The organism is Lacticaseibacillus sp. 53-4, assembly GCF_016861805.1.
GTDB lineage: Bacteria > Bacillota > Bacilli > Lactobacillales > Lactobacillaceae > Lacticaseibacillus.
Map to the genome: position 1 here is coordinate 32,051 of NZ_BOLT01000016.1, position 24,119 is coordinate 56,169.

At 54.6% G+C, this 24,119-nt stretch carries 31 protein-coding genes, 1 tRNA gene and 1 pseudogene; 28 read left to right on the forward strand and 5 right to left on the reverse strand.

Annotation, left to right across the window (positions count from 1 at the left end; all coding sequences use genetic code 11):
• Positions 1-10: 10 nt before the first annotated feature.
• From JUF21_RS07660 to JUF21_RS07750, 19 genes and pseudogenes are all read left to right on the forward strand, one after another.
• Positions 11-871, forward strand: coding sequence for a capsid protein (locus tag JUF21_RS07660; RefSeq protein WP_203663796.1), 861 nt, complete (start codon positions 11-13; stop codon positions 869-871).
• Between the two features lie 26 nt (positions 872-897).
• Entirely contained in the window at positions 898-1,146 is a 249-nt protein-coding gene (locus JUF21_RS07665; RefSeq protein WP_125754715.1) for an Ig-like domain-containing protein, read from the forward strand.
• Positions 1,147-1,157: 11 nt separating this feature from the next.
• Positions 1,158-1,571, forward strand: a complete 414-nt coding sequence (locus tag JUF21_RS07670; RefSeq protein ID WP_125754714.1) for a hypothetical protein — start codon at positions 1,158-1,160, stop codon at positions 1,569-1,571.
• A complete protein-coding gene (locus tag JUF21_RS07675) occupies positions 1,568-1,921 on the forward strand; it encodes a putative minor capsid protein (RefSeq protein ID WP_125582611.1) in 354 nt (117 codons plus the stop codon). The genes JUF21_RS07670 and JUF21_RS07675 overlap by 4 nt, the downstream gene beginning before the upstream one ends.
• The gene (locus tag JUF21_RS07680) at positions 1,921-2,253 is read left to right on the forward strand and encodes a minor capsid protein (RefSeq protein WP_203632696.1); all 333 of its coding nucleotides are present in this window, start codon (positions 1,921-1,923) and stop codon (positions 2,251-2,253) included. Before JUF21_RS07675 ends, JUF21_RS07680 begins: the two co-directional genes overlap by 1 nt.
• Positions 2,253-2,639, forward strand: coding sequence for a minor capsid protein (locus JUF21_RS07685; RefSeq protein WP_164506115.1), 387 nt, complete (start codon positions 2,253-2,255; stop codon positions 2,637-2,639). The genes JUF21_RS07680 and JUF21_RS07685 overlap by 1 nt, the downstream gene beginning before the upstream one ends.
• Positions 2,640-2,650: 11 nt before the next feature.
• Positions 2,651-3,106: a phage tail tube protein gene (locus tag JUF21_RS07690; protein ID WP_125754712.1), complete on the forward strand. Its 456-nt coding sequence runs from the start codon at positions 2,651-2,653 to the stop codon at positions 3,104-3,106.
• Positions 3,107-3,117: 11 nt separating this feature from the next.
• The gene (locus JUF21_RS07695; RefSeq protein ID WP_203663798.1) at positions 3,118-3,369 is read left to right on the forward strand and encodes an Ig-like domain-containing protein; all 252 of its coding nucleotides are present in this window, start codon (positions 3,118-3,120) and stop codon (positions 3,367-3,369) included.
• Positions 3,370-3,490: 121 nt separating this feature from the next.
• Positions 3,491-3,949 carry a hypothetical protein gene (locus JUF21_RS07700; protein WP_203663800.1) on the forward strand — a complete coding sequence of 153 codons (459 nt, stop codon included), beginning with the start codon at positions 3,491-3,493 and terminating at the stop codon, positions 3,947-3,949.
• Between the two features lie 14 nt (positions 3,950-3,963).
• Positions 3,964-4,557, forward strand: coding sequence for a Gp15 family bacteriophage protein (locus JUF21_RS07705; protein WP_203663802.1), 594 nt, complete (start codon positions 3,964-3,966; stop codon positions 4,555-4,557).
• Positions 4,547-7,399: a tape measure protein gene (locus JUF21_RS12085; RefSeq protein ID WP_308439766.1), complete on the forward strand. Its 2,853-nt coding sequence runs from the start codon at positions 4,547-4,549 to the stop codon at positions 7,397-7,399. Before JUF21_RS07705 ends, JUF21_RS12085 begins: the two co-directional genes overlap by 11 nt.
• On the forward strand, positions 7,400-8,878 hold the full coding sequence (locus JUF21_RS07715) for a distal tail protein Dit (protein ID WP_203663812.1): 1,479 nt from the start codon (positions 7,400-7,402) through the stop codon (positions 8,876-8,878).
• Positions 8,875-11,373 (forward strand): phage tail spike protein, encoded by a 2,499-nt coding sequence (locus tag JUF21_RS07720; RefSeq protein ID WP_203663814.1) that lies wholly within the window; start codon positions 8,875-8,877, stop codon positions 11,371-11,373. Before JUF21_RS07715 ends, JUF21_RS07720 begins: the two co-directional genes overlap by 4 nt.
• An 11-nt stretch (positions 11,374-11,384) precedes the next feature.
• On the forward strand, positions 11,385-11,696 hold the full coding sequence (locus tag JUF21_RS07725) for a hypothetical protein (protein WP_203663816.1): 312 nt from the start codon (positions 11,385-11,387) through the stop codon (positions 11,694-11,696).
• Positions 11,693-11,827 (forward strand): XkdX family protein, encoded by a 135-nt coding sequence (locus JUF21_RS07730; protein WP_203663818.1) that lies wholly within the window; start codon positions 11,693-11,695, stop codon positions 11,825-11,827. Before JUF21_RS07725 ends, JUF21_RS07730 begins: the two co-directional genes overlap by 4 nt.
• 30 nt (positions 11,828-11,857) lie before the next feature.
• Complete coding sequence (locus JUF21_RS07735) at positions 11,858-12,157, forward strand: hypothetical protein (RefSeq protein ID WP_236000518.1); 300 nt, start codon at positions 11,858-11,860, stop codon at positions 12,155-12,157.
• Positions 12,158-12,171: 14 nt separating this feature from the next.
• Positions 12,172-12,411 (forward strand): annotated as a pseudogene (locus JUF21_RS07740) (phage holin); the annotation flags it as partial.
• A 26-nt stretch (positions 12,412-12,437) separates the two neighbouring features.
• Positions 12,438-13,325, forward strand: a complete 888-nt coding sequence (locus JUF21_RS07745; protein ID WP_203663828.1) for a peptidoglycan-binding domain-containing protein — start codon at positions 12,438-12,440, stop codon at positions 13,323-13,325.
• A gap of 555 nt (positions 13,326-13,880) precedes the next feature.
• The gene (locus tag JUF21_RS07750) at positions 13,881-14,843 is read left to right on the forward strand and encodes a YafY family protein (protein ID WP_203624864.1); all 963 of its coding nucleotides are present in this window, start codon (positions 13,881-13,883) and stop codon (positions 14,841-14,843) included.
• 172 nt (positions 14,844-15,015) lie between these two features.
• Here JUF21_RS07750 and JUF21_RS07755 read toward each other — a convergent pair whose 3' ends face one another.
• Positions 15,016-16,248: an RNA-guided endonuclease TnpB family protein gene (locus JUF21_RS07755; RefSeq protein ID WP_203663872.1), complete on the reverse strand. Its 1,233-nt coding sequence runs from the start codon at positions 16,246-16,248 to the stop codon at positions 15,016-15,018.
• Between the two features lie 104 nt (positions 16,249-16,352).
• Here JUF21_RS07755 and tnpA point away from each other — a divergent pair, with 104 nt between their 5' ends.
• Positions 16,353-16,799, forward strand: a complete 447-nt coding sequence (tnpA, locus tag JUF21_RS07760; protein ID WP_203663837.1) for an IS200/IS605 family transposase — start codon at positions 16,353-16,355, stop codon at positions 16,797-16,799.
• A 187-nt stretch (positions 16,800-16,986) separates the two neighbouring features.
• On the opposite strand, the gene JUF21_RS07765 is transcribed toward tnpA, so the two are convergent.
• Together JUF21_RS07765 and JUF21_RS07770 are read right to left on the reverse strand one after the other, a co-directional pair.
• Positions 16,987-17,448, reverse strand: coding sequence for an ASCH domain-containing protein (locus JUF21_RS07765; protein ID WP_203663839.1), 462 nt, complete (start codon positions 17,446-17,448; stop codon positions 16,987-16,989).
• Between the two features lie 57 nt (positions 17,449-17,505).
• Positions 17,506-17,871, reverse strand: coding sequence for a hypothetical protein (locus JUF21_RS07770; RefSeq protein ID WP_125754591.1), 366 nt, complete (start codon positions 17,869-17,871; stop codon positions 17,506-17,508).
• A 158-nt stretch (positions 17,872-18,029) separates the two neighbouring features.
• Between JUF21_RS07770 and recJ the strand changes: the two genes are divergently transcribed.
• From recJ to JUF21_RS07790, 4 genes are all read left to right on the forward strand, one after another.
• Positions 18,030-20,306 carry a single-stranded-DNA-specific exonuclease RecJ gene (gene recJ, locus JUF21_RS07775; protein WP_203663841.1) on the forward strand — a complete coding sequence of 759 codons (2,277 nt, stop codon included), beginning with the start codon at positions 18,030-18,032 and terminating at the stop codon, positions 20,304-20,306.
• A gap of 13 nt (positions 20,307-20,319) precedes the next feature.
• Complete coding sequence (locus JUF21_RS07780) at positions 20,320-20,847, forward strand: adenine phosphoribosyltransferase (protein ID WP_125754589.1); 528 nt, start codon at positions 20,320-20,322, stop codon at positions 20,845-20,847.
• Positions 20,848-20,943: 96 nt separating this feature from the next.
• Positions 20,944-21,456 (forward strand): Cys-tRNA(Pro) deacylase, encoded by a 513-nt coding sequence (gene ybaK / locus JUF21_RS07785; protein WP_203663848.1) that lies wholly within the window; start codon positions 20,944-20,946, stop codon positions 21,454-21,456.
• 1 nt (position 21,457) lies between these two features.
• Positions 21,458-21,772, forward strand: coding sequence for a DUF960 domain-containing protein (locus tag JUF21_RS07790; protein WP_203663850.1), 315 nt, complete (start codon positions 21,458-21,460; stop codon positions 21,770-21,772).
• Positions 21,773-21,907: 135 nt separating this feature from the next.
• On the opposite strand, the gene JUF21_RS07795 is transcribed toward JUF21_RS07790, so the two are convergent.
• Entirely contained in the window at positions 21,908-22,318 is a 411-nt protein-coding gene (locus JUF21_RS07795; protein WP_203663852.1) for a hypothetical protein, read from the reverse strand.
• Positions 22,319-22,530: 212 nt separating this feature from the next.
• Here JUF21_RS07795 and JUF21_RS07800 point away from each other — a divergent pair, with 212 nt between their 5' ends.
• Entirely contained in the window at positions 22,531-22,761 is a 231-nt protein-coding gene (locus tag JUF21_RS07800; RefSeq protein WP_203663854.1) for a hypothetical protein, read from the forward strand.
• 85 nt (positions 22,762-22,846) lie between these two features.
• Here JUF21_RS07800 and JUF21_RS07805 read toward each other — a convergent pair.
• Positions 22,847-22,934 (reverse strand) — tRNA-Ser (locus JUF21_RS07805).
• 132 nt (positions 22,935-23,066) lie between these two features.
• Here JUF21_RS07805 and JUF21_RS07810 point away from each other — a divergent pair.
• The 3 genes from JUF21_RS07810 to JUF21_RS07820 are packed head-to-tail and all read left to right on the forward strand — an operon-like array spanning position 23,067 to position 24,007.
• Positions 23,067-23,441: a hypothetical protein gene (locus JUF21_RS07810; RefSeq protein WP_203663856.1), complete on the forward strand. Its 375-nt coding sequence runs from the start codon at positions 23,067-23,069 to the stop codon at positions 23,439-23,441.
• A 9-nt stretch (positions 23,442-23,450) separates the two neighbouring features.
• Positions 23,451-23,609, forward strand: coding sequence for a hypothetical protein (locus JUF21_RS07815; protein ID WP_203663858.1), 159 nt, complete (start codon positions 23,451-23,453; stop codon positions 23,607-23,609).
• A gap of 11 nt (positions 23,610-23,620) precedes the next feature.
• Positions 23,621-24,007: a DUF1093 domain-containing protein gene (locus tag JUF21_RS07820; protein ID WP_203663860.1), complete on the forward strand. Its 387-nt coding sequence runs from the start codon at positions 23,621-23,623 to the stop codon at positions 24,005-24,007.
• Positions 24,008-24,119: the final 112 nt, after the last annotated feature.

The following is a 24,119-nucleotide window of genomic DNA, read 5'->3' on the forward strand; positions in this document are numbered from 1 at the left end:
TGCATAAACTATGCCATTAGTATTAGACAGTAAAGACCTTGCCACCATTGACAAGGAGTTCAAGGCGGATTCTCAAGTGTGGGACGTGCTGACGCAGGGCGCCAAGTCCGTGACTGCCGCCGATTTCGTTGGTGCCAGTGAAGTGCGTATCAACAAGATGAGCGGCTTCGTGGACGCCACGCAGTACAAGCGCAACGGTGAAAATGCTCGCAACCAGATTAGCATCGAGAAGGAAACGGTTAAGCTGACCCACGAAGACTGGATCGGCTATGACGTTGACCAGCTTGATGAATCCGAATCTGCTGCGCTCACCATCAACAACATCGTCACAGAACACCGCCGCCTGATTACCGTGCCACATCGTGATCAGGTCGCAATCCAGGCACTGTACGACAACGCCGGAAACAAGGACGCGACCGTGGTGACCGAAGACAACGTGCTCAAGCTGTATGACGCTGCGGAAGAATACATGACCGACAACGAAGTACCGGGCGGTTACGTGATGTTCGTCTCTGCAGCATTCTACCGGATGCTAAAGAACGCCACCGGCGTGAACAAGTCCTTCACGACCAACCAGATGCAGATTGCCGGCATCAACCGCAACGTTGCGCAACTCGATGGTGGGGTGCCAATCATCAAGGTTGCCAAGGATCGCATTCAAGGTCTGTCCATTGATGACACCATCCAGTTCATCCTGACCCCATTAACCGCCATTGCGCCAATCGTCAAGTTTGGCACGGTGGACATGGTTCCTGCTGCGCAAGATCGTTCCGGCTACCGCGACACCATCAAGGGCCTCGACTACTACGATGCCATCGTCTTTGACAACGCAAAGAAGGCCATCTACGTGAGTGCGGTCCCAAAAGCGTAGTGCCGACGCCGGCCACGGGGCTCAAGATGAGCCAGCAGACGGCCAGCATGAAGGTCGGCGACACTAAGCAGGTGACCGCTGCGGCTGAACCAGCTAACGCAAGTGATGCGGCTACCATCAACGGCGCCATCACGTACGCTTCTGATAACGAAGCCATTGCGACGGTAGCGGCTGACGGCACCATTACGGCTGTAGCTGCGGGAACGGCCAATGTTACCGCCACTAGTGGCAGCTTCACGGCTTCCGTCAAGGTGACCGTGGCTGCTGCTGCCTAGGCGGTGATTAGATGACCAATACACTCTACGTTGGAGCGGAAGACTACATTCAGGCGATGCACGTCACGGAGGTACCCGATGACTTTGACGGATTGTCGGCGCTCGCCGGAATGTACTTGGACGAAATCACCAACAACTACTATCAGACACACACCATTGATGATGATCCGTTTGATTTGCGTGTAACGCGGTTCAAGCGAGCTGTCATGCTGCAGATTAAGTACATGGCCGACACTGGTATAAAGTCGAGCGCCCAGTACAAGGCGGCACAGGCCCAGACGGTTAGCCAGTCCATTGGTGCCACTACAGTCTCCAAGACGCTCGGTGATGCGGCTGCTAATGTGTCTGGCACAATTGTCTGCGACGATGCGTTGCGGTCGCTGTCTGGAACCGGTCTGCTTTACAGGGGAGTGATGCACCTATGAGCGCAATCCAACCGGACCGTGCGTGGCTCAATGACACAGTGACGGTCGAGCGGTTCCTCGGTGAAGGCGACTACAACAAGCCGACCTACGACAAGGCAATCACGCTGGCACCTGTGCGCGTTGACCTTACCAAGGACTTCTCTGGCGTGGGCGCAAATCGAACGATCGTGGCGAATGCTACGGTCTTTTTATTTGCTGCATACACTGCCGGATATCCGGATGCCATCGACGACAGTTGGCTGCAAGCACGGCTCACGTTCAATGGTCACCCGTACAAAGTGGTCGACTGGTCGAGTCATGAGGAGCCTGACAGCAGCACCCCGTTCAGCATCGAATTGAAGGTGATTTGATGGGCTTTTCAGTACAGGTCAATGACCGCGGCCTAAAGCGTAAACTCAGCCGTCAAGGCTTTCAGCGAGGCATGGTTGTGATGGCCAACCAAGCGGCGGCCGACATGAACCAGTTTGTGCCGAAGAAGAATAACCACCTGCGCAGTAGCTCGGTCGTGGCTTCTGACGGATCCCGCATCCACTTCATCGAGCCATACGCTCACTATCAGTGGGTTGGCGGCGTTGGCTGGCATTACACCACGCCGGGCACGGGACCGAAGTGGGATGAACGAGCTAAGGGCATGTACATGAGCAAATGGCAGCACGCATTCGTGAAAGGAGCACAACTCTGATGGACTTCAACGACCGCCTCAAAGAGGCAATCAACAGCCAAAAGATGCCGCTCCCGACAAGCATCGGGCTGCCAGGCACTGCCGAGTCGGCGTCATTCTATGCAATGCCAGGCGGACAGGTAACAAGAGAGTACATGGATGGGGAGAAGGATGTCGCACTCGCCTATGAGTACGTCATTCACTCTCAAGACCAAGAGGCGGCTAATGACCAACTCTGGCAGGTTCAGAACTACCTTGAGACCTTGTCTGACCTAGACAGCCAGGATGGTAGCTACCAATTCGGCGGCATCAGCATCACAAGTAAGCCTGCGTTCTCTCAAGCTGAGGAGCCGGGCTTTTTCTATTGGGTCGTGGACTTTACCGCGAACCTGACAACATTTAAGTGAGGAGGAACATTATGCGTAAAAAGAACGCAAAACGCCTGCACTACATCGCCCCATACACGAGCGATGATGCACAACCAGCTGAGGATGGCTGGCTGCCTTTGGCGCACTTCATCCAGACCATTGAGGATGACACCAAAGAGGACACAGACGATCAGGGATTCTATGACGGCGACGGCAATACCGAAACCGTGCTTAATGGTCGGTCTGAGGTCTGGAACTTCTCGGGCTTCTACGATCCAGAAGACCCCGCTCAAGAATTGCTGGCCGGGCTTCGTCGCAAGACTAACGACGACGAGCGAAAGATTTGGCACAAGATTGTGGAGACCAATGGTGACACCGTTATTGGTGTTGCGAAGGCCATGGAAATCAAGGCAGGTGGCGGTGACGCTACGGACTACGAAGACTTCGAGGGCCATCTTGACTTCGTTCAAGCTCCGAAAGTGACACCTGCTGTCCCAAAATCGTAGCGGTGTCAGGGGTGGCTTTGGCACCGACCTCGGCAAGCGTTGAAGTCGGTAAGACCGTTCAGCTGACCGCTACAGTTGCACCTGATGATGCGACTGAAACCGGGACGACATTCGCGTCCAGCGATGATGGTATTGCAAAAGCAGACGATCATGGCCTTGTAACGGGCGTGGCCGTCGGCAGTGCTGACATCACCGTTACCACAAAGGATGGCAGCAAGACTGCAACATCCACGGTTGAAGTAACGGCTGCAGCAGAAGGCTAATTGAGCAAATCGTCGCCTAAGAAAGTCACAGTACGGGCAACCGGGCGGCGAATCACTAGTAGCTGAATGGCGGAGAGGGCGGCAGTAGCTTGCTCCCTCCGCCTTTTTTAGGAGGAAAAACATGGAAAAACTAGTTCTTGAGTCGTCGGTGATTAAGCTCCCCATTGAGATTGAGCACAAGAATGATGGCAAAACCACGGAGGTCGTGCTCGAAGTCGACTTTTCAGACGAAGCTTTGATTGCCGAAAAGGCCAAGGCTGAACTACGTAAGCAGAAAATCTCCCAGCTCGAAGAGGAGTATGCGGATGTCGCAGGCGAGGAGATTACCGACGACAACGTCAAGCGGGCTCTTGAGGCTATGAGTAAGACGTTGCAGGTGGCTTTCGATACCGACTTTGGTGAAGGCACCTATGATCGGCTGGCTAATGCTGGCGGCGGCAACAGCTTCATCAATTTGCTGGTGCTGTATCAGCGTATCGACCAAATCGTGTCCGACAAGCTGGAGAACAAGCTCGCCAACATTCAGCGCAAGTCGGAGAACCGCAAAGCACGCTACCTAAAGAACCGCAAGCGGCGCTAAGGCGGTGATGAGGCATGAATCTATATGATCCATGGCCAAACGAGGTGACTGTCAACCAGCACACGTACCGGCTCGACCTGAGCTTCGACAATGTGCTCTATGCGCTCAAAGCGCGTGGTGATGAAGGCATGACCATGATGGACCGCTGCGAGACTTTCCTGCAGTTGGTCATCAAGCAGGACATGCCGCCGGTGTCCGATTGGGTAGACGTGCACAACGCCATCATCGACCTGATCACCACAGCTAAGCAGAGACCAATGCGATACGACATCAACGGCGACCCCATCGAGCCAAAAGGCGATGGCGAACACATCAAGGCCGACTATGACTTTGACTTCGACGCATCTTACATCTATGCGGCATTCCGCCAGACGTATGGCATCGACCTGGTCAAAGAGCAGGGACAGCTTCACTGGCTGAGCTTTGTGGCGCTATTCGATGCGCTGCCGGACGACACGGCGTTCGTGCGGATCAGGCATATCCGGTCAACCAGACTTGGCGACATCAAAGATAAGAAACAGAGAGACGCCGTCAGAAGGCAGCAGCGCGCACTAGCGTTGCCTGATGACGAAAACGAAGAAGAAGGAGGTGACAGCTATGGCAGCTGACGGCACGGTTGTAATTGACATTAGAGCCGATGGCGGCAACGAAGCGGTCGGCACGATGGACAAGCTCAAGAGCGCGATGAAGGGCCTGATTGCGCCTGGTGAAAGCGCAGGGAAGGTCTTCGGCGGGCTCAAAGATAAGCTTTCGCTGGGCGCTGTCATGGGCCTGGCTCAGCAAGGAATCAGTACCCTAACGGGTGGCCTCGGCGGCCTTATCAGTGGGGCCGCGGAAGCGTCTGACAGCATGGATAAGTTTAAGTCGACCATGCAGTTCGCAGGCTTCACCAAAAAAGAAACGGACCAAGCGTCGAAGGCCATGAAGACCTACGCTGATCAGACCGTCTACAACCTGGGCGACGTTATGAACACGACCGCACAGCTGGCCGCAAACGGTATTCCGAACTATCAAAAACTGACCAAGGCGGCCGGCAACTTGAATGCCGTCGCTGGCGGCAACGCGGACACGTTCAAATCTGTGGCGATGGTCCTCACCCAAACCGCCGGCGCTGGTAAGCTGACCACCGAAAATTGGAACCAACTCACTGGCGCCATTCCCGGCGCTTCTGGCAAGTTGCAGGAGGCCATGAAGAAGAACGGTGCCTACACCGGGAATTTCCGTGACGCGATGGAGAAGGGTCAGATCAGTGCCGGCGAGTTCAACAAGGCAATTGAACAGCTTGGTATGACTGACGCGGCCAAGAAAGCCGCGGCCTCGACTGAGACCTTTGAAGGCGCATTGGGTAACTTGCAGGCGAACTTCCAGAATGCGTTCCTGGCCATTTTTAACGCGATTGGTAAAGCCAACATCACTAATCTGATTGGTGGCATCAGCAACGCGATCACTAAGGCCACGCCATTCATCCAAAGTGGAATCACAGCGATTTCTGACTCAATCGGTATGTTAGTTGCTTTTATCTCAGGCAACTTCAAGAGTTTTGATAAGTTCCATGACTCATTGGTGAAGCTGGTTGGAAAGGATGCGGCAGACAAGATTGTGCCTGTCCTGGCAGCCATTGGAGGAGCAGTTCACGACTTCATTGATGTTGTAAAAGCAACCGGCGGCGTACTAAGTGGTAACATTGGGAGCTTTAAGGAGTTCTCATCTGCAATTAGCACAACGGTTCCGCCCGGTGTAGTTGATGTCATGTATGGCATCGCTAAAGCCATCAAAGCGGTTGTTGATGCCGCTATTGCTAACCCAAAGGCTGTGGCAACAATTATAGGAGCCCTTGTCGGCGTAAAGGTGTTGGCTCCAGTCGCTGGAGTCCTCGCAAAAGTTGGTAGCGGCTTTGCTGCAGTTGGTAAAACAGCAGGTGGCATTGTTGGTAAACTGACTGGATTTGGTAAGGCGGCATCTGATACAGCCGGCGGTGCTAAGACTGCTGGCAGTGCCTTTGGTGGCATGGGTAGTGACATGCTTAAAGCAGGCGTTGGAATTGGTGTTGCTGCTGCTGGATTTGGTGTGCTGGTGTTCGGTATTTCGTCGCTGGCAAAAACAGGTACCGCAGGCATGATCGCTCTGGCTGGCGTGACAGTTGCTATTGCTTCCCTCGCAGGTGTGTTCGCTCTGCTAGGGCCGACACTAACAGCTAATGCCATAGGTATCGGCGTATTTGGTGCCTCGGTCTTAGCCATTGGAGTGGGCATTGGTGCGGCTGCAGCTGGCATTTCGTTGTTGCTCACCGCAATCACATCGTTAGGCCAAAACCTGACACTCATAATCCCAACGCTGGCTGCTGTTGGAATTGGATTCGCTGCAATGGTGACGGGATTTATTACAGCCATCGCTGCGGCAGCACCTCAAATTGGTACAGCTGTTTTGACGATTATCACTGTCATGCTTGGCGTATTCGTTGCGGCTATTCCGCAAATGGTTAATGCCGGCATGCAACTCATCATTGGCGTACTCACGGGGATAGCTAATAATATTGGCCGAATCGTGACAGAAGCGTTGTTAATAGTGACAAACTTCTTGAACGCCATTGCGTCTAACCTCGGTTCCGTTATCAAGGCAGGGGTTTCGGTTGTTGTTGCCGTGATTGAAGGCATCAGTAGAAACCTAGGACGAATTATTGATGCTGCCGTGGATCTGATTGGCGCTTTCCTGTTGGGGCTTGCCAAGGCAATCCCAAAGATTGCTGACAAAGCATTGGCCGCGGTCAAAGCTTTCGTTGAAGGCATTGGCTATGCGCTTGGCCGCATCATCACGTCAGGTGGCTCATTGATCTCTGCCTTTGCAAAAGGAATCACTAGGGGCATGAGTAAGTCTAACGGAGCGGCAAAAGGAATCATTGGCGGTATCAGCGGAGTCTTCAAAGGCTTCTCACTAGCTGGTGCCGGCAAAGCAATCATCGACGGTTTTGTCGGAGGTTTACAGTCCGCCTGGTCTGCTGGCAAGAAGTTCGTTGGCGGCATTGCTGATTGGATTAAGAAGCACAAAGGACCTATCCAATACGATGCTCGGCTGCTGATTCCTGCTGGTAACGCAATCATGGAAGGCTTGAACAACGGACTGCAGAAGTCCTTCGTGGCAGTCAAGAATACGGTTGGCTCGATGGCGGGCCAGTTGTCGGATGCTGCGATGGTTACTGCCACCGTGGGCCTATCAAGTGCTGTCCAGCCTGAGGTGCTCGCCGGCAGTCGCTATACAGCAATTCCTAGTGACCAGGTCATTAACAACTACAGTACAACGACAAATGTGGGCGAGATGCAGCCTCGAGTCATCGAGGTTCACGTCAGTGCAAACATCGACAAGCGAGAATTGTCTCGCGAGATAGCTGAGCCGGTCAAGATTGAGATTGACCGCATGCAGCGTACAAGTAATCGCATAAAGGGTGTGAGATAGGTGACTTTTCAATGGTGGTTTAACGGCCAAGATATGAGTAAGTATCTCGAGACAAATAATGTCGAGCGCAATATCGGCCAGAATCGTAACGCGATCCTCCAGAAGCTCGGCGTATCATCGGGCAAGAGATTTCAATACACCTCTGCAGATGAAGGCAAGGTGACTGTGTCCTTCCTGGTTCGGAGAGATATGGTGGCCAAGCGCCGGGAGATTGCGGGGCTGTTGTCCTCAAATGAGCCGCAACAACTAATCTTCGGTGATGAACCCGACAAGTATTATCTAGCAATTGCAGACGACCAAATCAGCCTCTCGGAGAAGTTTAGACATGGTAATGGTGAGGTTGTCTTTGTTGTGCCAGATGATCTCGCGCACAGCGTTGAACTCGATACGGTTACCGGTCAGTCCGGCACCGACATCACGGTCACCAATGCCGGCACGGCACCTTCTGCGCCTGTGCTGACCGCGACCATGACGGCCGACAACGGGCTGGTGGGCTGGGTGAATGCGGATGGCGGCGTGCTACAGTTTGGCTCACCTGATGAGATTGACGGCACGCAGCATGATGATTCTGAGACGGTATTCCATCACACGATGCTGGCCGCACCGACTGGCATCGCGCTGAATGCTGGCACGGTGGTGTACAAGAACTATCTCGGCGATGCGACCCGGCCTAACAAACAGGCGGGGTCTTTTCAGTACGCTAAGGACACCGCGACGCCGATGTACAACCGGACGGCTAGCGATAACTGGGCCGGACCTTCGATGAGCGGCACGATTGCGGCAAACTCGCAGGGGTCGAACACGGGCAACCTGCTCTGGGCGAATCGCATCAACCTAGCCACGAATGCACAAGCGTCTGGGCGAATCGAGTTCAACTTGACGTCTGGCGACACCGTGGTGCTGAGCATGGTGCTTCACGACAGCTTCTACACCGCAGATGTGCTGGCGCTGGACCTGATCGCGATGGGCAAGACTATTTGGACGCAGAACCTAGACCGGAAGCTCTTCACCAACGGCTTCTACTCGGTTCAGATTGGCAAGCTCGGCAATCAGGCTACCTTCCGCCTGGCCAATATTCAGACGCTGGAAGGCGGCATGAAGACAGGTCAGACCCTGGTGCAGTCACCGACCATTGTTGGCCTGGCGGACGCCTCGATTGACGGGTACACGGTCTGGATGACGGGCTTCTCGGACAAGACCGGTTGGACTATCAACTGGTCAGACAGCATCTTCCAGTGGGTCAATGTGGACTACTGGCAAGACCTGCCAAACAGGTTCTCGGCTGGTGATGAGCTGGTCGCAGACGTGGCTACGAAGACGGTCTATGTGAACGGGGTCGAGGACGGCACCGTGCAGGCCATCGACAACGACTGGGATAAATTCATGATTCAGCCCGGCGAGAATACACTCCAGCCGGTGGCATCGAGCTGGGCAGAGCCTTTCACGGCGAAGATTGAGTACAGGGAGGCTTGGCTATGATCGCATACTTCACTAACCGCGACTTCGAGCTAATCGGCATCGCGTCAACGGATATGCCAGACGCCAGTCGGCCCGGCATTAACATGATTGACGATGTAGACGATGAGTTTGCCGAGACTGCCGTGGGGCGCTCATACACCGCCACGCTGGTATTCGGCGAGGGCGATGTGGCGAAGGTGATGGCGATGGCGGCGTACGGCAACTTCGTTCTGTACAAGGACTACCGGGGCCGTTCGCAGTTTATGACCATTGCGGAGTGGACGAAGTTTGAGCCGCACTCCGGTGAGCTGACCTTCGTTTCCGAAAGCGGCGGGCTCGACCTCATTAACGAAACCATCTCGGCATATTCGGCCAGCAAGCCAATGACGTTTGCGGAGTACTTCGACCTGTTCACCACCGACAGCGGGTTCGAGATTGGCACGAATGAAATCGCCGACCTGACACGCACGCTGAGCTGGGACAGTACCGACGACACATCACTCAAGCGCATCGAAAGCGTGGCTACCCAGTTCGACAATGCCGAGTTGGACTTCCGCTTCGAGGTCGAAGGCATGAAGGTCGTCAAGCGCTATGTTGATGTGTACAAGCACATCGGCGCTGACAAGGGCCAGAGATTGGAGGTCAACACTCAGCTCAACAGCATCAGCACGACCGGGAACATCTACGACCTATACACCTCAGTTGTTGCGACTGGCGATACTGTGGAAGGTTCTGACAAGCCGCTGACGCTGGCGGGCTACTCGTACACCGACCCGACCGGGCGGTATGTGCTAACTGCTGGCGGCGTGCTGATGGACACGGTAGCCAACCAGAAGTGGAGCAGGTTACGCGCGGCTGGCAGTGTGGCAGACGTGTCTGGCGGCTACATCAACCGCCGAATCTCGTACACCGCAAAGACGCAGGCGGAGCTGTTCCAGTCGGCGCTGGCTGGCCTCAAGAAGGCGGTCGATCCGGTCGTGAACTACGAAGCAGACGTGGCGGAATTGCCGTCTACCGTTGAAGTTGGCGACACGGTGCACCTGGTCGATGAGCTGCAAGACCTGAACCTGTCCACACGGCTATTGGAGCTCAAGACAAGCTACGCGAACGACACGCGGGTGGCAACGTTTGGTGACTTCCTGATTGAGCAATCGCAGATTGACCCGGATCTGCAAGAGTTGGCCGACCAGATGAAGGCGGCGGGCAAGGTCACGCAGTACTACCCGTGGACGGTCTATGCGGACGATGACCAAGGCACCGGGCTGAGCGCGCTGCCTGCTGGGAAGACGTACTGGGCCACGGTCTGGAGCAAGGACTCTGCGGTACCAAGCACGGACCCGGCAGTGTATGCGGGTCGGTGGTCATTGCTGCGGGGCGCGGACGGGAACGATGGACAGCCTGGCAAACCGGGTACTGATGGGAAGACGCCGTATTTTCACACCGCGTGGGCAAACTCAGCTGATGGGAAGACAGACTTCTCCATCAATGAGGCTGGCGACCGGGCTTACATCGGCACGTATAGCGACTTTGAATCGCAAGATAGCATCGACCCGACCGCCTACACCTGGCAGTACAACAAGGGCACCAAGGGCGATGATGGGGCTGATGGTGCGACCGGGCCAGCAGGCAAGGACATCACATCATACGCTAGCGGCACAGCGCTTCCTTCCTCGGTGGCTCCAGCCAACAGCCAGTTCTGGCTGCTTGACAGCAGTGGCATTGCCACAGCCTTCTACAAGTCAGACGGCACCAAATGGGTCGCGCAGCCAATTTCGGCAAGCGCAATCAGCGCTGCCACGTTCAATGGGCTGACCTTCAACGGGGTTAGCTTCAACGGTTCCGAGTTCAATTCTACCTTCACCAGTCAGCCGCTTGAGTCAATCCAATTTGCGGATGTTGACGATGCGGGGCAGGCCGTCATTACCAAGGGCACAGGCTCAACCAGAATGGGTGATGGCTACCTCACAGTCGATGGTACGGTTGATAACCAGACGCCTGAGCAACACTTCCACACGGAAGTTGGGCCGTCCGGGTACTTGTCACGAATCTACCAAGCAGGCGGCGGCACAGACTATGAAAAGAGATTGGCCGAGGCACAGTTGCAGCTAGGGCAGCTGTCCTTGTATGACCATACAGATGCAACCAAAGAGTATTGGGGAACGCTGAAGGCTCAGGTCGTGCAGCAATTGACCCATTGTGGAGAGTTGCTTTGGTCAGGCAAGAACAGAATCGTTCCAGGCGAGGTGCCGAAGCCGACAGTGCCGCTGGTGGACTGTCTATCAGGCTGGGCTTTGCTGTGGGCAGCTGAGGGGTACAGTCGCGCTCAGTGGACGTACATTCGCAAAGAATGGGGCATTCTGCATCCGAATATCGGCCACAATTTGATTCTTTATGACCAAAATGCCGGAGTAGGGACAAAATACATCTACGTCAATAATGAGTCCTTCACTGGAAACGCCGACAATGCCAAGAATGCCGCTAGCCCATACTTCCTGTATGAAGTCCGGGGCTTTTAAGGAGGCTAGAGATGGACAAAGAAAAGCTAAAAGTGCTGCTAACCCTCGATGCGGACGGTGTCGTCATCGGCTACCAGAAGGAGTTCTGGAATGGCCAGAAGTGGCAGGTAGGCTTTGACGACACCGATGCCATTGAGTTGTCACAGTCTGAAATTGACAGCATTGTCGTGGGGGCGACAACCTATGCGAACGGCAAACTGGCGACTGATGAGGCGAAGGCTGCCGAGGTTGTCGCAGCTGCAGAGCGGCCTGCGCCCAGCGCCGACCAGCAGATTCTGGCGACTGTGATGCTACGGGTAGCGAAACTGGAGGCGGGCGCATGACAGATTACGATATGTGCCAACAGTTCTACGCGTGGGGAATCGACATCGAACCCTATGTGGGGTTGATGATAACGCCTGATGAGTACAAACAGATTACCGGTAATGACTACGCCGCTGGGGCAAACTCCTAGCGGTATTTTTGTGGAAGGAAGTATGAAGATGTGGATTTTAAGAGTTGGTTAGACATTTTTGTAGAGTTGGGCGGTGGGGCTTTGTTTGGTTGGTTTTTAAGCCAGTGGCAGACGCATCGAAAGCACGGAAAGGCGATAGATGCGGGGCTAGTCGGATTGCTTCATCATGAGGTTTATATGCTGTGCAACCACCATATCGAAACTGGTTATATCAGCACGGATGACTTGGACGATTTGAACTACCTTTTCCGCAGCTACAAAGCATTAGGCGGAAATGGAACGGGTGAAGCACTGTACAACAAGGTTTTACAACTTCAAATCAAAAACTGAAAGGAATGTTCAACATGAAGATTAATTGGAAAGTACGTGTATTGAGCGTCAAATTCTGGCTGGCCCTTGTGCCGGCTATTTTATTGCTTGCGCAGGCTGTGGCTGCGCCTTTTGGATACAAGTGGGACTTTGCCAACCTTGGCACACAGCTCACTGGCATTGTCAACGCAGTGTTCGCAGTACTGTCTATTCTTGGTGTGGTCACTGATCCAACCACGGCCGGCGTGGCGGATAGTGCTCAGGCACTGAGCTACACCGAGCCTAAGAAGGAGGCTAAGTAATGGTCACGATCAACAAATCTTTGGCAATCAGCGCCGGCACTGCTGCCACAATCGGCAAAATCATCGTGCTGCACTCCACGGATGACATGGAGGCCACCGCCAAGCAGATGGCGACCTATGAGCATCGGGTATGGCGTTCTGCACAAACATTCGTTCACTTCGGTGTTGACGACCAAGGCGCATATCAAGTCGGCACACCAGGGCGGGTAGCGTGGGGCGCTGGTAATGTTAACCGCTATGCGCCGGTGCAGATTGAGTTGTGCGAGTTTTCCGACAAGACCCGCGCGATGAAGGCATACCACAACTGGATCGCATTGGCGGCGGCTATGGCTAAGCAGTATGGCGTGCCGCGCACGTTGGATGATGGCAACCGCACGGCTGGCTTCAAGAGCCACCTGTGGTGCAGCCGCAACTACGGTGGGTCTGACCACGGTGATCCATACCCGTACCTGACGAAGCTCGGCATCAGCAAAGCACAACTCGCCAAGGACTTAGGTGCGGCAACCGGCAGCGTTACTACTTCTGCCGCCGCACCCGCAACCTCCACAGCAAGTGCTGGCGTAGACGGTTACTGGGGCACGGCTACGACCACGAAACTTCAACGGCTGTACGGCACCACCGTGGACGGCGTGGTGTCCAGCCAGTACAACTGGCACAACGCGGGTCTCACTGGCGGCTGGCAGTTTGTTGGCAAGCCAGTAGGAAGCCTGCTCATCGCTGCTATGCAACGCGCGGTTGGGGTTAAGGCTGACGGTATTCTCGGCCCCGAAACCATTAAGGCATGGCAGCGCAAAGCTGGGACGCCGGTGGACGGCAAGATTGACAAGCAGTCGCGGCTGGTCATGTACATGCAGAAGTGCGTGAACGCCGGCAAGCGGCCGTTCTAGCTCATCAACTCTCATAACAGCTCATCAATAACCTCACTCGCTTCGGCGGGTGGGGCTTTTTTGCGCTCGTAAACAAAAAACAGGGCTGATTATTCAGCCCCGTTTTGGTCTTGCCTACGATTTGCCAACGCAAATATGCTCCGATATAAATGCACATAAATCAAATTAAACCGCCATCAATATTTAAGCACCCATGACGGCAATTTGAAATATGTATATAATAGAAGGAAACACATATAATCGGCATAAAAACCGGGTGAGATAAGAAGCGTTCATGAGCATTCTCAAGATGAACGAAGACGACACCAAGGGCAAGTAACTTGGCAGCCTGACACGCTGAGGCTGCGACAAAAAGCACTGTTAGCCTCAAAAAGACAAGCGCCCCGGCGCCGCGATTTGGTCGTAAAATCGCGGGGCCGGGGCGTTTTGGGCGTGGACTGATAAATCGCGCCTGGGCAAGTTGGCCTTACTTTCGTTTTCGGTTCGCGGCTGCCGCTTGCGTGCAGGCTGAGTCAGCGTAAACTATAGATCAAGCGGAAAAAGGGGGCGGCGAGGATGAACAGTAATGCACGAGTCGCGGATTTGCTGGCGAAGCTGATGGCGGGCCAAACCGTGGGCTTTGACGCGGGGGCCGGGGTCTCACTGCGGACATTTCAACGTGACCTCGCGGCTATCAGAACGGCACTGGCGGCGCAAAACGCCGGCCGTTTGGTGGAAACGAAGTCGCACCAGTTTCAGCTCGTGCAGGGGGATGAGGTCGAAAACCTCGCGTTGATCACTGGTATCTCCTCAGTTTTGCTAGGCAGTCGCGCGTTGTCTGCTTCTGAGATGATCAAGGCGTTGCGATTTTTGCAGGCGCGCCTGACGCCTGAAGACACTGCAACCGTCAACTTCTGGCTCAAGCAGGAAAAAGAAGACTATGTGCCGCTGGTGCACACAAAACCGCTGCTGGCACTGATGACGCGGCTGGAGACTGCCATCGCTGCCAAACTTCAGGTGACCTTCACTTATCGCCACTCAGGTCAGCCGCAGTGCTCAGAAATTAAAGGGCAACCCGTGACCATCTATTTTGACCGCTTCTATTTTTACGTCGTCATGTTTGTCGAAAAAAAGCACCGCTACCAGCTGTTTCGCCTGGATCGGATTCATGAAATCATCCAAACGGCGAAGGGCCAGCCTCTACCGCATGGCGAGCGCTACTTCCTTTCCGAGCACCGCCGTCACAGTTACCTGCTCGATATGGGGGAATTCATGGCGTTTCGATACGAGTGTTATAATTCGCCGGATAACGCCCTTGATATTTTTCCCGACAGTCGCGTGATCCGCAGGACGGCAACCGGCGGGACGATTATTGAGTCATACGCCTTCGTCTTCGGGGCGATGCTGTGGCTGCGTAGTCAAGGCGACTTGGTGAGGGTCATCTCGCCGCCGTCTTTGGTCAACCGCATGCGCGAATCCCTAACAGCGGCACTGAAGCGGTACGGTCAACCACCTCTGACTAAAGACAGCGGCTTGTAAGCGCGTCGCCTAACGGCGGTGCGACCACAATTTGCTTAGATACAGCGATTGCCCGCAAGCGGGTCTTACGTGCTAATTACCAAAGCCTTTAGAGTCCGCAGGTTGCCAGACGGACTTGGCGCTTTAGCGCCTTAGTTCCGTCGGACACCGAAGGGCCAGACGGACTGTTTGGTTATTTGACGGCTAATCCTTTAGCCAAAATGTTTTTCGCGGCATTATGGTCGCGAATGTGGAATGCACCACAATGCGGGCACGTCCATTTTCGGTCGGCCAGCGTGAGCTTCTGGTCGCCAGTCATTACGAAACCACAGGCACTACACGTTTGCGTGGTGTTTCGCGGGTTGACCGTCACAAATGAGCGACCGTACAAGCCGGCTTTATATGCCAGCATACTCAAGAACGTTCGCCAGCCAACATCGGCAATGCTCATTGCCAATGCGTGATTGCGCAACATATTCTTGCTTCTCAACTCTTCTGCTACGACTAAATCGTGGTTCTTGATTAGTGTCGTAGAGACAAGGTGGAGAAAAGCATTGCGGCGGTTTGCCACATTGCGTTGTAGGTTGGCGACAAGCACCCGCTGTTTCTGATAGTTCTTAGCATCACCTAGTGAGCGGTGTTCTTTCTTGGCCCGCAGTTGGCGGCGTGCTAACTTGCGTTGGGCTTTTGCCAGCCGGCCTTTGATTGACCGGTAGTAGCGTGGATTAGTAACGACGTTGCCAGCCGAGTCAGTCAGAAAGTTATCGGTATTCAAATCAATGCCTACCGCCGATTGAGCGGGCTTAGTGGCTTGCACGAACGGTGTGTCGGAGCCTAGCTGCATGGACAAGAAATACCGCCCAGTGGCGTCACGACGGATGGTGATGGTGCCAACACGGATAGCGTCAGCGTGATCAAACAGCCGCTTTTGCGAACCAGAGACACGAATTTTACCGAGGCCGCTGAGGGCAACATGTTTCTTGTCGATAAAGCGGTTGGAGCCACCCGCAAGTCCTACTCCGTTTTTAGTGTAGCGAGTTGGCAGTTGGTAACTGCCATCATCACGCTTGCGGTGAAAGACTGGCACGCCTGAACGGTGCACCTGCCGAAACAGCCGCCATGCGCTCTGATAAGCTCGGCGGGCTTGGTCAACCACGTCAGTCCCGACGCCAGTGCCAGCTAACCAAGGGTGGATGGCAAACAGCATTTGAGTATTATTCTTGCGTCGTTGTAAGTAGGCAATCCGGTCTTGAACGATGGCGATTGGAATTTTGATCTGATGGAGCGAGTACAGTTCCTTGTCGATGGCGACCATTTCGTTGTAAGCAAAGCGGCTGGCATTAATGTTGTTGTCGATTACGCGCTTTTGTTCAGACGATGGGAAAAGACGCATTTTAAGCCCATAGTGATAATTCAAATCTGCCATTTTCTTAGCCACTTATTTTCACCTCCTCGCGTCCATATTATACTACGCATGGTATAATACTGGCAACGCAGATTGAGCCAATAAAGGAGGTTACAATAATACTTATGGTAGAGAATAATGCAATTCATGAACGCGGCTATGTCTATAATTTTCACTATCATTTGGTTTGGGTAACTAAATATCGCTGTGCGGTCTTTACTACACCACAGCTTGTCGCAGAAATGCTTGAGATTTTGACCTCGGCCGCCAGCGACAACGACATTAACGTTGAGCAGGCAGAAGTGATGGCAGACCATGTGCACCTACTTTTAAGCTTTAAGCCAAGGTACGCCCCGGCTAATGTTGTCAAAATTCTGAAAGGTGCATCGGCACGTACTTGGTTTGTTGCTCACCCGGAAACTAAGAAGCTCCTCTGGGACGGGCACTTATGGTCGCCCAGCTACTACATGGGCACGCTAGGAGATATGTCAAAAGAAACCGTCGCTAACTATATTCAAAATCAGAGAACAGAAAGGGGAAAGGCGGGACGCCCAAGCAAAAAGACTAACTAATTTTAGCCAGTGCGGGCTTACCTCCCCTGACTTTAGTCAGGGGAGGTAAGCCCAAAACATGTAATGAAGGGGGCCAATGACGCTGCGCGATAATCACGCCAAAGCGCCAATTTCACCTACAAAAAAGGACCAGGACCGGCAAATTGCGCAACGTTTGTCGGTTCTGGTCCTTTACGTCTGGGGCGGCTCAGTGCGGGTAGATCACGTGAAACGACTCCAGCACCACCATCGACCGCGCCGGGTCAAAGGTCAGGCCGGCTTCCTGGTAGTCTTTGGTGAAAAAGGGCAAGTGCACTTTCCGCCAGTACGGCAGGCTCCGATCGCCTTCACCCTCGCGAAAGGCGTGCGCCTCATCCACGCGCGCAAACGAGCGGATCTCGACATGATCCGTGGCGATCAGGGCCACGGGTTCGCCGCGGCTGTTTTGGATAATGTCGAAATTGCCTGCTTGCGGCAGGGGCTCGTGTGCCTGCGCATAGATTTCGAAACCGCTGCTGGTGGCCGTTTTCGTCCCTGCAAGCACAAGCGCAGCTAGGTCGTCTTGTTCTTCTTGACTGTCGCCCATGGCGTAGGCGCTGGTAAGCCTACTCCCAGCCGGAATGACGCCGGCTTCAATCGCGCGCTGGAAAAATTGGTCGTTTTCATTCATTGCTGACTCCCTAAAAAAAGCGCCTGCCAACGCTGGCAGACGCTGAATCGTTAAACTTTAGAAGGTTTCCTTGTCGGCTTTTGACAGCGTCTCAGTCGGCATGGTCAGCCCCATGTGATCGGCAAGGGTGCGCTTAGCATCGTCGCGGTTCTTGATCTTGTCCATGTTCCAGATAATGTTCTCGATCTCACCGCCAGCAAAGTCAAATTCCTCGCTGTAGATGTAGCCTTCCTCGGTCTTGCCTTCGCGGGCTTTGGTCAAGGCAGCTGCGAGGGAACGCGAATAGTCGATATCCATCAACCGTGGGAGCTCCTTAGGGGTGACAAACCCCTGATCGTTCATCGCTTTTTCAGCGGTTGCGACGTCCTCATCGGGGATGTCGACCACGATCTTCGTTGCCTTTTTTACTGTGTCTTCTGCCATAATGTTTCTCTCCATTTCGTTTCAGTCGCTGATCGAAGTTGGGCTGAGATTCTTATAACAATGTCATTATACCACGCTTTCATCGGCGGCTTCCATAATCTCGAGGGCAGGGGCGGCGAAAGTCTGATATACTATTGCGGTTAGAAAGGAAGACGACGATGGCACATTACCTTTGGCAGGAAGCCGCACAACCCAGTTCGGACCAGATCCAGCAGGTGGCAGAAGCACTGAGCGTCCCGCCGTTTTTGGCGCGGCTGTTGATCCAGCGCGGCATCACCAATCAGGCTGCCTATGAGGCGTTCTGCACCCCGGATCTGAGCCGGTTGCACGATCCCTTTGCGCTCCATGACATGCAAAAGGCGGTCGATCGCATCAAGTTGGCGATCACCCGGCAGGAAAAAATTACCATTTATGGGGATTATGACGTGGACGGCTTGACCGCGACCTCGATCATGAAGGACACGCTGGTAAACTCGCTGGGTGCCGGAAACGTCGAGACTTTCATTCCGGATCGCTTCAACGACGGCTACGGGCCGAATCAGGCAGTGTACGACTACCTGCGCAAAAATGGGACCGAGCTGGTGGTGACGGTGGATAATGGGGTCGGCGGCGCGGCCGTTATTGATCAGGCGATGGCCGCGGGTATGGACGTGGTCGTGACGGATCACCACGAACTGCCCAAGGTGCTGCCCAAGGCCGTGGCGGTGGTTCACCCGCGTCATCCGGATGGCCACTACCCATTTAATGATTTGTCAGGCGCCGGGGTCGCGTTCAAAGTGGCCAGTGCGTTGCTAGGGGAGCCGGCGACCGACTGCCTTGACTTGGCTGCCTTAGGGACCGTTGCCGATATTGTCAGCATGACTGGCGAAAACCGGCTGATCGTGCAGATGGGCCTGCAGCTGATCCATCAGCAGCAGCGCCCGGGTATCAACGCTCTGATCAAAGTCGCGGATCTGGACCCCGCCAAGGTGGACGAAAGCGCGATTGGCTTTGGCATCGGCCCGCGGCTCAATGCCTTGGGCCGGCTAGGCGACGCCAATCCCGGGGTCACATTGCTGACCACTTTTGATGATGATGAGGCCGAAAAACTCGCCGAAAACGTCAATACGCTTAACCAGAAGCGGCAAGCCTTGGTGGCCAAGATTGTTCAAGAGGCGATGGCAATCGCTGAAAGCCCTGAGAACCAGACGCAAAAGACCTTGATCATCGCTCATGCTGGCTGGCACGAAGGGGTGCTGGGCATCGTCGCGTCCCACATTGTGGAGGCCACCGGGAAGCCGACATTGGTGCTCAATATCGCCAAGGACGGTCAAACCGCGAAAGGCTCGGGTCGTTCCGTGCCCGCCTATAACCTCTTTAAGGCCTTGGATGCCGCGCGCGACCAGATGACTCACTTTGGTGGGCACGCGATGGCAGCTGGGCTGACCCTGCCCGTGGCCAACATTCCGGCGTTGCACGCCGCGATGGAGCAGGCCGCGGCCGTGGCCCCGAAAGGGGCCGACAAACCGCCGCTGGCCATCAGTGGGCGCCTGACTGCTGCCGATATCAGCCTTGATCATTACCACCTCATGCGCAAGCTCGCCCCGTTTGGCCCTGGCAACGAGGAGCCGACCTTTGCCTATGTACCGCAACAGGTGGGCGACATTCAGCAAATGGGCAAAACCAACGCGCATCTGCGGTTCACCGCGGATGGCCAGAAAGTGGTCGCGTTCAACCGCGGGGCGGACGCGCCTGCCTTGGCCGCGGCCAGTCAAGTCAAGCTGGCGCTGCGGATGGATGAGAACACCTGGCAGAACCGGACGAGCTTGCAGCTGCGGCTGGTGGACTGGGAGCTCAAGCAGCCGAATGTCATCGATATGCGGCTGCCGCAGGCCAGCGCGGAGCAATTCCGCGGCGCGTACAACTACGTGTTTTTCGACGCCAAGCGCAAACAGGCAATGACGTCTGCCTTCATGTTCGGCGGGCCGGTGGTGATGGCCGACGCGGTGACAAAACCGCTGGCCAATGCCGTGCTGGTTGATTTGCCGCCTGATGAGGCGAGCTTGCGCAAGCTGTTAGCGCATATCGCGCTGCCGGTCCGCGTGGTTTTCACTGCCCCGGCCGCGGAACTAGTGGCCGTCCCGAACCGGCATGAATTTGGCAGTGTGCTGCATTTTCTGGCCGCTCATCCCGGCTTTGATAAGCACCAGCTGGGCTTTGCGGCCAAGCAGGTGCACCTGACGATCCGGCAAGTGATTTTAGCCGTGCAGGTGTTTTTTGAGTTGGGATTTGTTAGAATAGATGGGTCCCAAATTACCGTCACCGCGCACCCGGAGAAAAAGGCCCTGCAGGAAAGCAGTGCCTACCAGCGGCAGAGCGCCTTTCTGCAGCTGGCGCACCGGCTGCAAACAGCCGCGCGGCCCGCGCTTGAAGACTGGCTGACGGCACAGAAATGAGGAAAACGCATCAATGACGATCAACTATAAAGATTACATCGCAAGCGTGCCTGACTTCCCGGAGCCGGGCATCATCTACCGTGACATCTCACCGCTGATGGCGGATGGCAAGGCCTATGCTGCCGCGACTGACGAACTGGTCGCCTACGCCAAGGATAAGCAGGTGGAAATGGTCGTGGGTCCTGAGGCCCGGGGCTTCATCGTCGGCTGTCCAGTGGCCTACAAACTCGGGGTCGGCTTTGCCCCGGCCCGCAAAAAGGGCAAGCTGCCGCGGCCAACGGTCAGCGCCTCGTACGACCTGGAGTACGGCAGCGAGACTTTGTACCTGCATAAGGACGCAGTGAAGCCCGGCCAGCGGGTGCTGGTCGTGGACGACCTGCTTGCCACTGGCGGCACGATTTCTGCCACCATTGCCTTGGTGGAAAAACTGGGCGGCATCGTTGTCGGCACGGCCTTCATCGTTGAGCTTGAGGACCTGCACGGCCGCGACAAGTTGAAAGGGTATGACATGATGACCCTGACGACTTACAAAGGGGCATAACTTGGCGAAAGGGTGCGAGCAATCGTGCTCTTTTTTCGACGGGCGATTACTTTTATTGCCCGGCTTAAATCGTTACAATGGAACCGGAGGCAGGCCATGAGTAAGAAGAAAAAAGACGATAAGACGCTGGTCGAGAAAATGCTGGACAAGCAAAACGTCGCTTACACCCAGTACGAATTTCCCACTCACGAAGCCGGGGATGTGGCGCAGCTGAGTGTCGATCACCTGGCTGTGCCTGAGCATCGCATCTACAAGACCTTGGCGCTGACCGGAAACAAAACGGGGCCGCTGGTCGCGGTGGTGCCGCTGGACATGCACGTTGACTACAAGAAATTGGCCAAGGCGTCCGGCAACAAGAAGGTCGGCATGGTGCCACTCAAGGACCTGGTCAAAACAACCGGTTACGAGCACGGCGCCAACACCCCAATCGGCATTCACGCGCGGCACAACTATCCGATTTTCATCGGTGAAGAGGCGCTGAAGGAGCCGGAAATCATCGTCAGCTCGGGAAAAATCGGCCGGTCTGTGGGCATTGCGCCTAAGGCCTTAGCCAAAGTGGTCCAAGCGACTTTTGCCGCGATCACGAGCCCTGAGGAACAGGAGGAATAACATGTTTTCAGCCAATCACAGTCGCTTTGCCACCTATGGCGTCATTGCCAAGCTGCCTGGCGAGATCATTGATTCAATTTGGATGATCATCGATCAGGACTTGACCGGCGTCGTGCCGCTGGGCAACTTGCTGCGGTTCGATTTGCTTAACACGAAAGGTAAGTTGACCATGGCGTTTTCTGAGAAAAACAGTGACACTCAGGTCGCGATCGACCTGCCGTTTGACTATGATGCCAGCTTTCCGGAAACCGTGATGGCCTACGACGATGGCGAAAATCAGACTATCCTGCTGCCTGAGGAAGGCCATCAGCATTAAGGGCCAGCGGCCTGACCTGACGAAAAAGCGCCCAGCCTTTTTGGCTGGACGCTTTTCGCGCTGACGGCGGCTTTTGGGAAACGCCGCAGCAGGGTTTTTTGTACGGGGTTTTAGTGCGGGGTTTCAGTGAAGAGTTTAAAAAGCAGGCACATTAATTTCTTCAAATGCGGTGTTGATCTGTTTGCGGGCCGCTTGCTGCTGCGCCAGCGCAGTGGAGAACTGGCGGTGGTCGACGTGATCCGGTTGAATTGCGTCAAGCATTTCGATCACCGCTTCACGAATTCCTTTCAGCCCGTTGACTAATAATTGGTTGAACCGTTCGTACCCTGAAGGGGCAGGCACGGCAGCGCACTGATCGACGAAGCGGTCGAAGCGGATAATATTCTTGGTGAAGTAAAGGTGCACGCGCTCAAAGCTTTCGCTGGCAAGGCAGTTGCCCTTTTCGATGTTGTGGCAAGTGTGTGCGTATTCCTTGAAAACGGTTTCAAAAACAAGTAAACGTTCAAGTTCTTGATTGACGCACTGAACATAATCTTTGGTTTGCATGGTGATGCCCCCTTAGCTTGCGAATTAACTTACAAGTAAGATGTTATCACTCAAAAAACTAATAATCAATATAATTACCTACCTATAATAAAAAAATACCCGTTATTATTTGAATAAGTTAACTAGTTGTTCTTGATTGGCCTGCACGCGGTCGGCCAAACTGCGGCGCCGCGGCTGGACCAGGTTGGGTATAATGCTTTCAGGAGGGGATAATGATGACCGAAAAAGAATTACGTGCGTTCATTGCTGATGCCGCGGATGCGGTGGTTTCAGACCAGTTTACCGAAACCCAGATTCAACAGCGGGTCGCGCAGTGGCAAAAAGCCGCCCCAACCGCGAGTCTGGCTGAGGTGACGACTTATATTTTGGCGGAAAACCGCGCCTATACTGAAGAGCTGTTGGCCCAGGTGCTGGCAAAGTTGACCATCACGTCTGGACAGTGAGTCGGATTTCAATTTGTTTGCAAGCATAAAACAAAAAGCCGCAACCCAGGTCGGGTTGCGGCAATGTGTTGAAGCTGATCTAGTAAGGAGAGTATGAGATTCGAACTCATGCGCCGGTGTGAACCGGTTCGACGGATTTCGAGTCCGTTGCATTGCCACTCTGCCAACTCTCCATGTGGTAAACTTATTTCAGAACGATATTCAGTATAGCAAATGTTTAGTTTTTTGCAAATAGGCTGGGACGGAATTTATGATCTGCCCCGTGTCCCGTATACTGAACGTATTCTACTAAGGACTGGTCAAGCATGAAACCTTCTGTCATTAAGCTGATCGGGCTGTACAGTCTGCTGTACGCCGGCTTTTCAATCTTGGTGTTGTTATGGGCGGGGCTGGTCGCCATGCGCTCGGGCTTCAGTTTCCCGGCAGTGGGCCGGCTCATGATGCTTTGGGAGCCGCGCTGGTGGTGGCTGAGCGTGATCGGCGTGATCCTGCACGTGCTGGCCTACTTAAAGGCCCTGCGGCGCCCGCGCTTGATGCTGGGCAATCTGCTGTGCATCTGGGCCTTTGTGGCGTACGTCTTAGTGCCGAACTACAGCTTATACCTGGTCATCCTGCAGCTCATCGGCGTGTTCGTCATCATGACCTACCACAAGCCGGCGCCGGTGCCGACCGAGGATTAGGAGGAACCCATGAGCCTGTTTAAGAAGAAGAAAGCTGACACACCCGAGCTGCCCCAGTCCTATGACTTCGCCAAGATGGTGCGGGAAGCCCGCGAAAAAGAACCCACCCGGTTTGCCAAGCTCCAATCCGCGTTTGACCACCTTAAAAAAACGCACCCGAAGCAGTAGGAGGCCTAATTATGAAAAAAATCATCGGCATTGTTGCGGTCATCTTCGTCGTGGTTGTTGGCATTTTCGGTTACAACTACTGGCGCACCACCTATCAAACTACGACGGCCTACGCGAAGGTGACCGCGGTCACAAAGAAAAAGGCGACCGAAAACGGCAAAGACTACAAGGTCAACGGCCAGCAGTACTACTACTATGATTACGCGCTGACATGGGTCACCGAAAATGGCGACACTCGCCAGCTCGGTTACGAAACCAAGCAGGCACCTGATGGCCCGATGCCGTTTGCGCAAGGCCAGTACATCACTGCCAAAATTTCGCAAAAACGCGTGGTCGAAGGGCCGAGTCTGATCAGTGCGGACAAGCTGCCCACGGCGGCGAAACAAAAGCTTAACTAGCCAAAATGCCGATCAACGATGATCGGCATTTTTCATTATAGAGGCTTTAGCCGGGCTCGCGCGGAGACGCGCGAGGCTCAAAACCACCCGCTGTGCGGGTGGAGTCAAATGA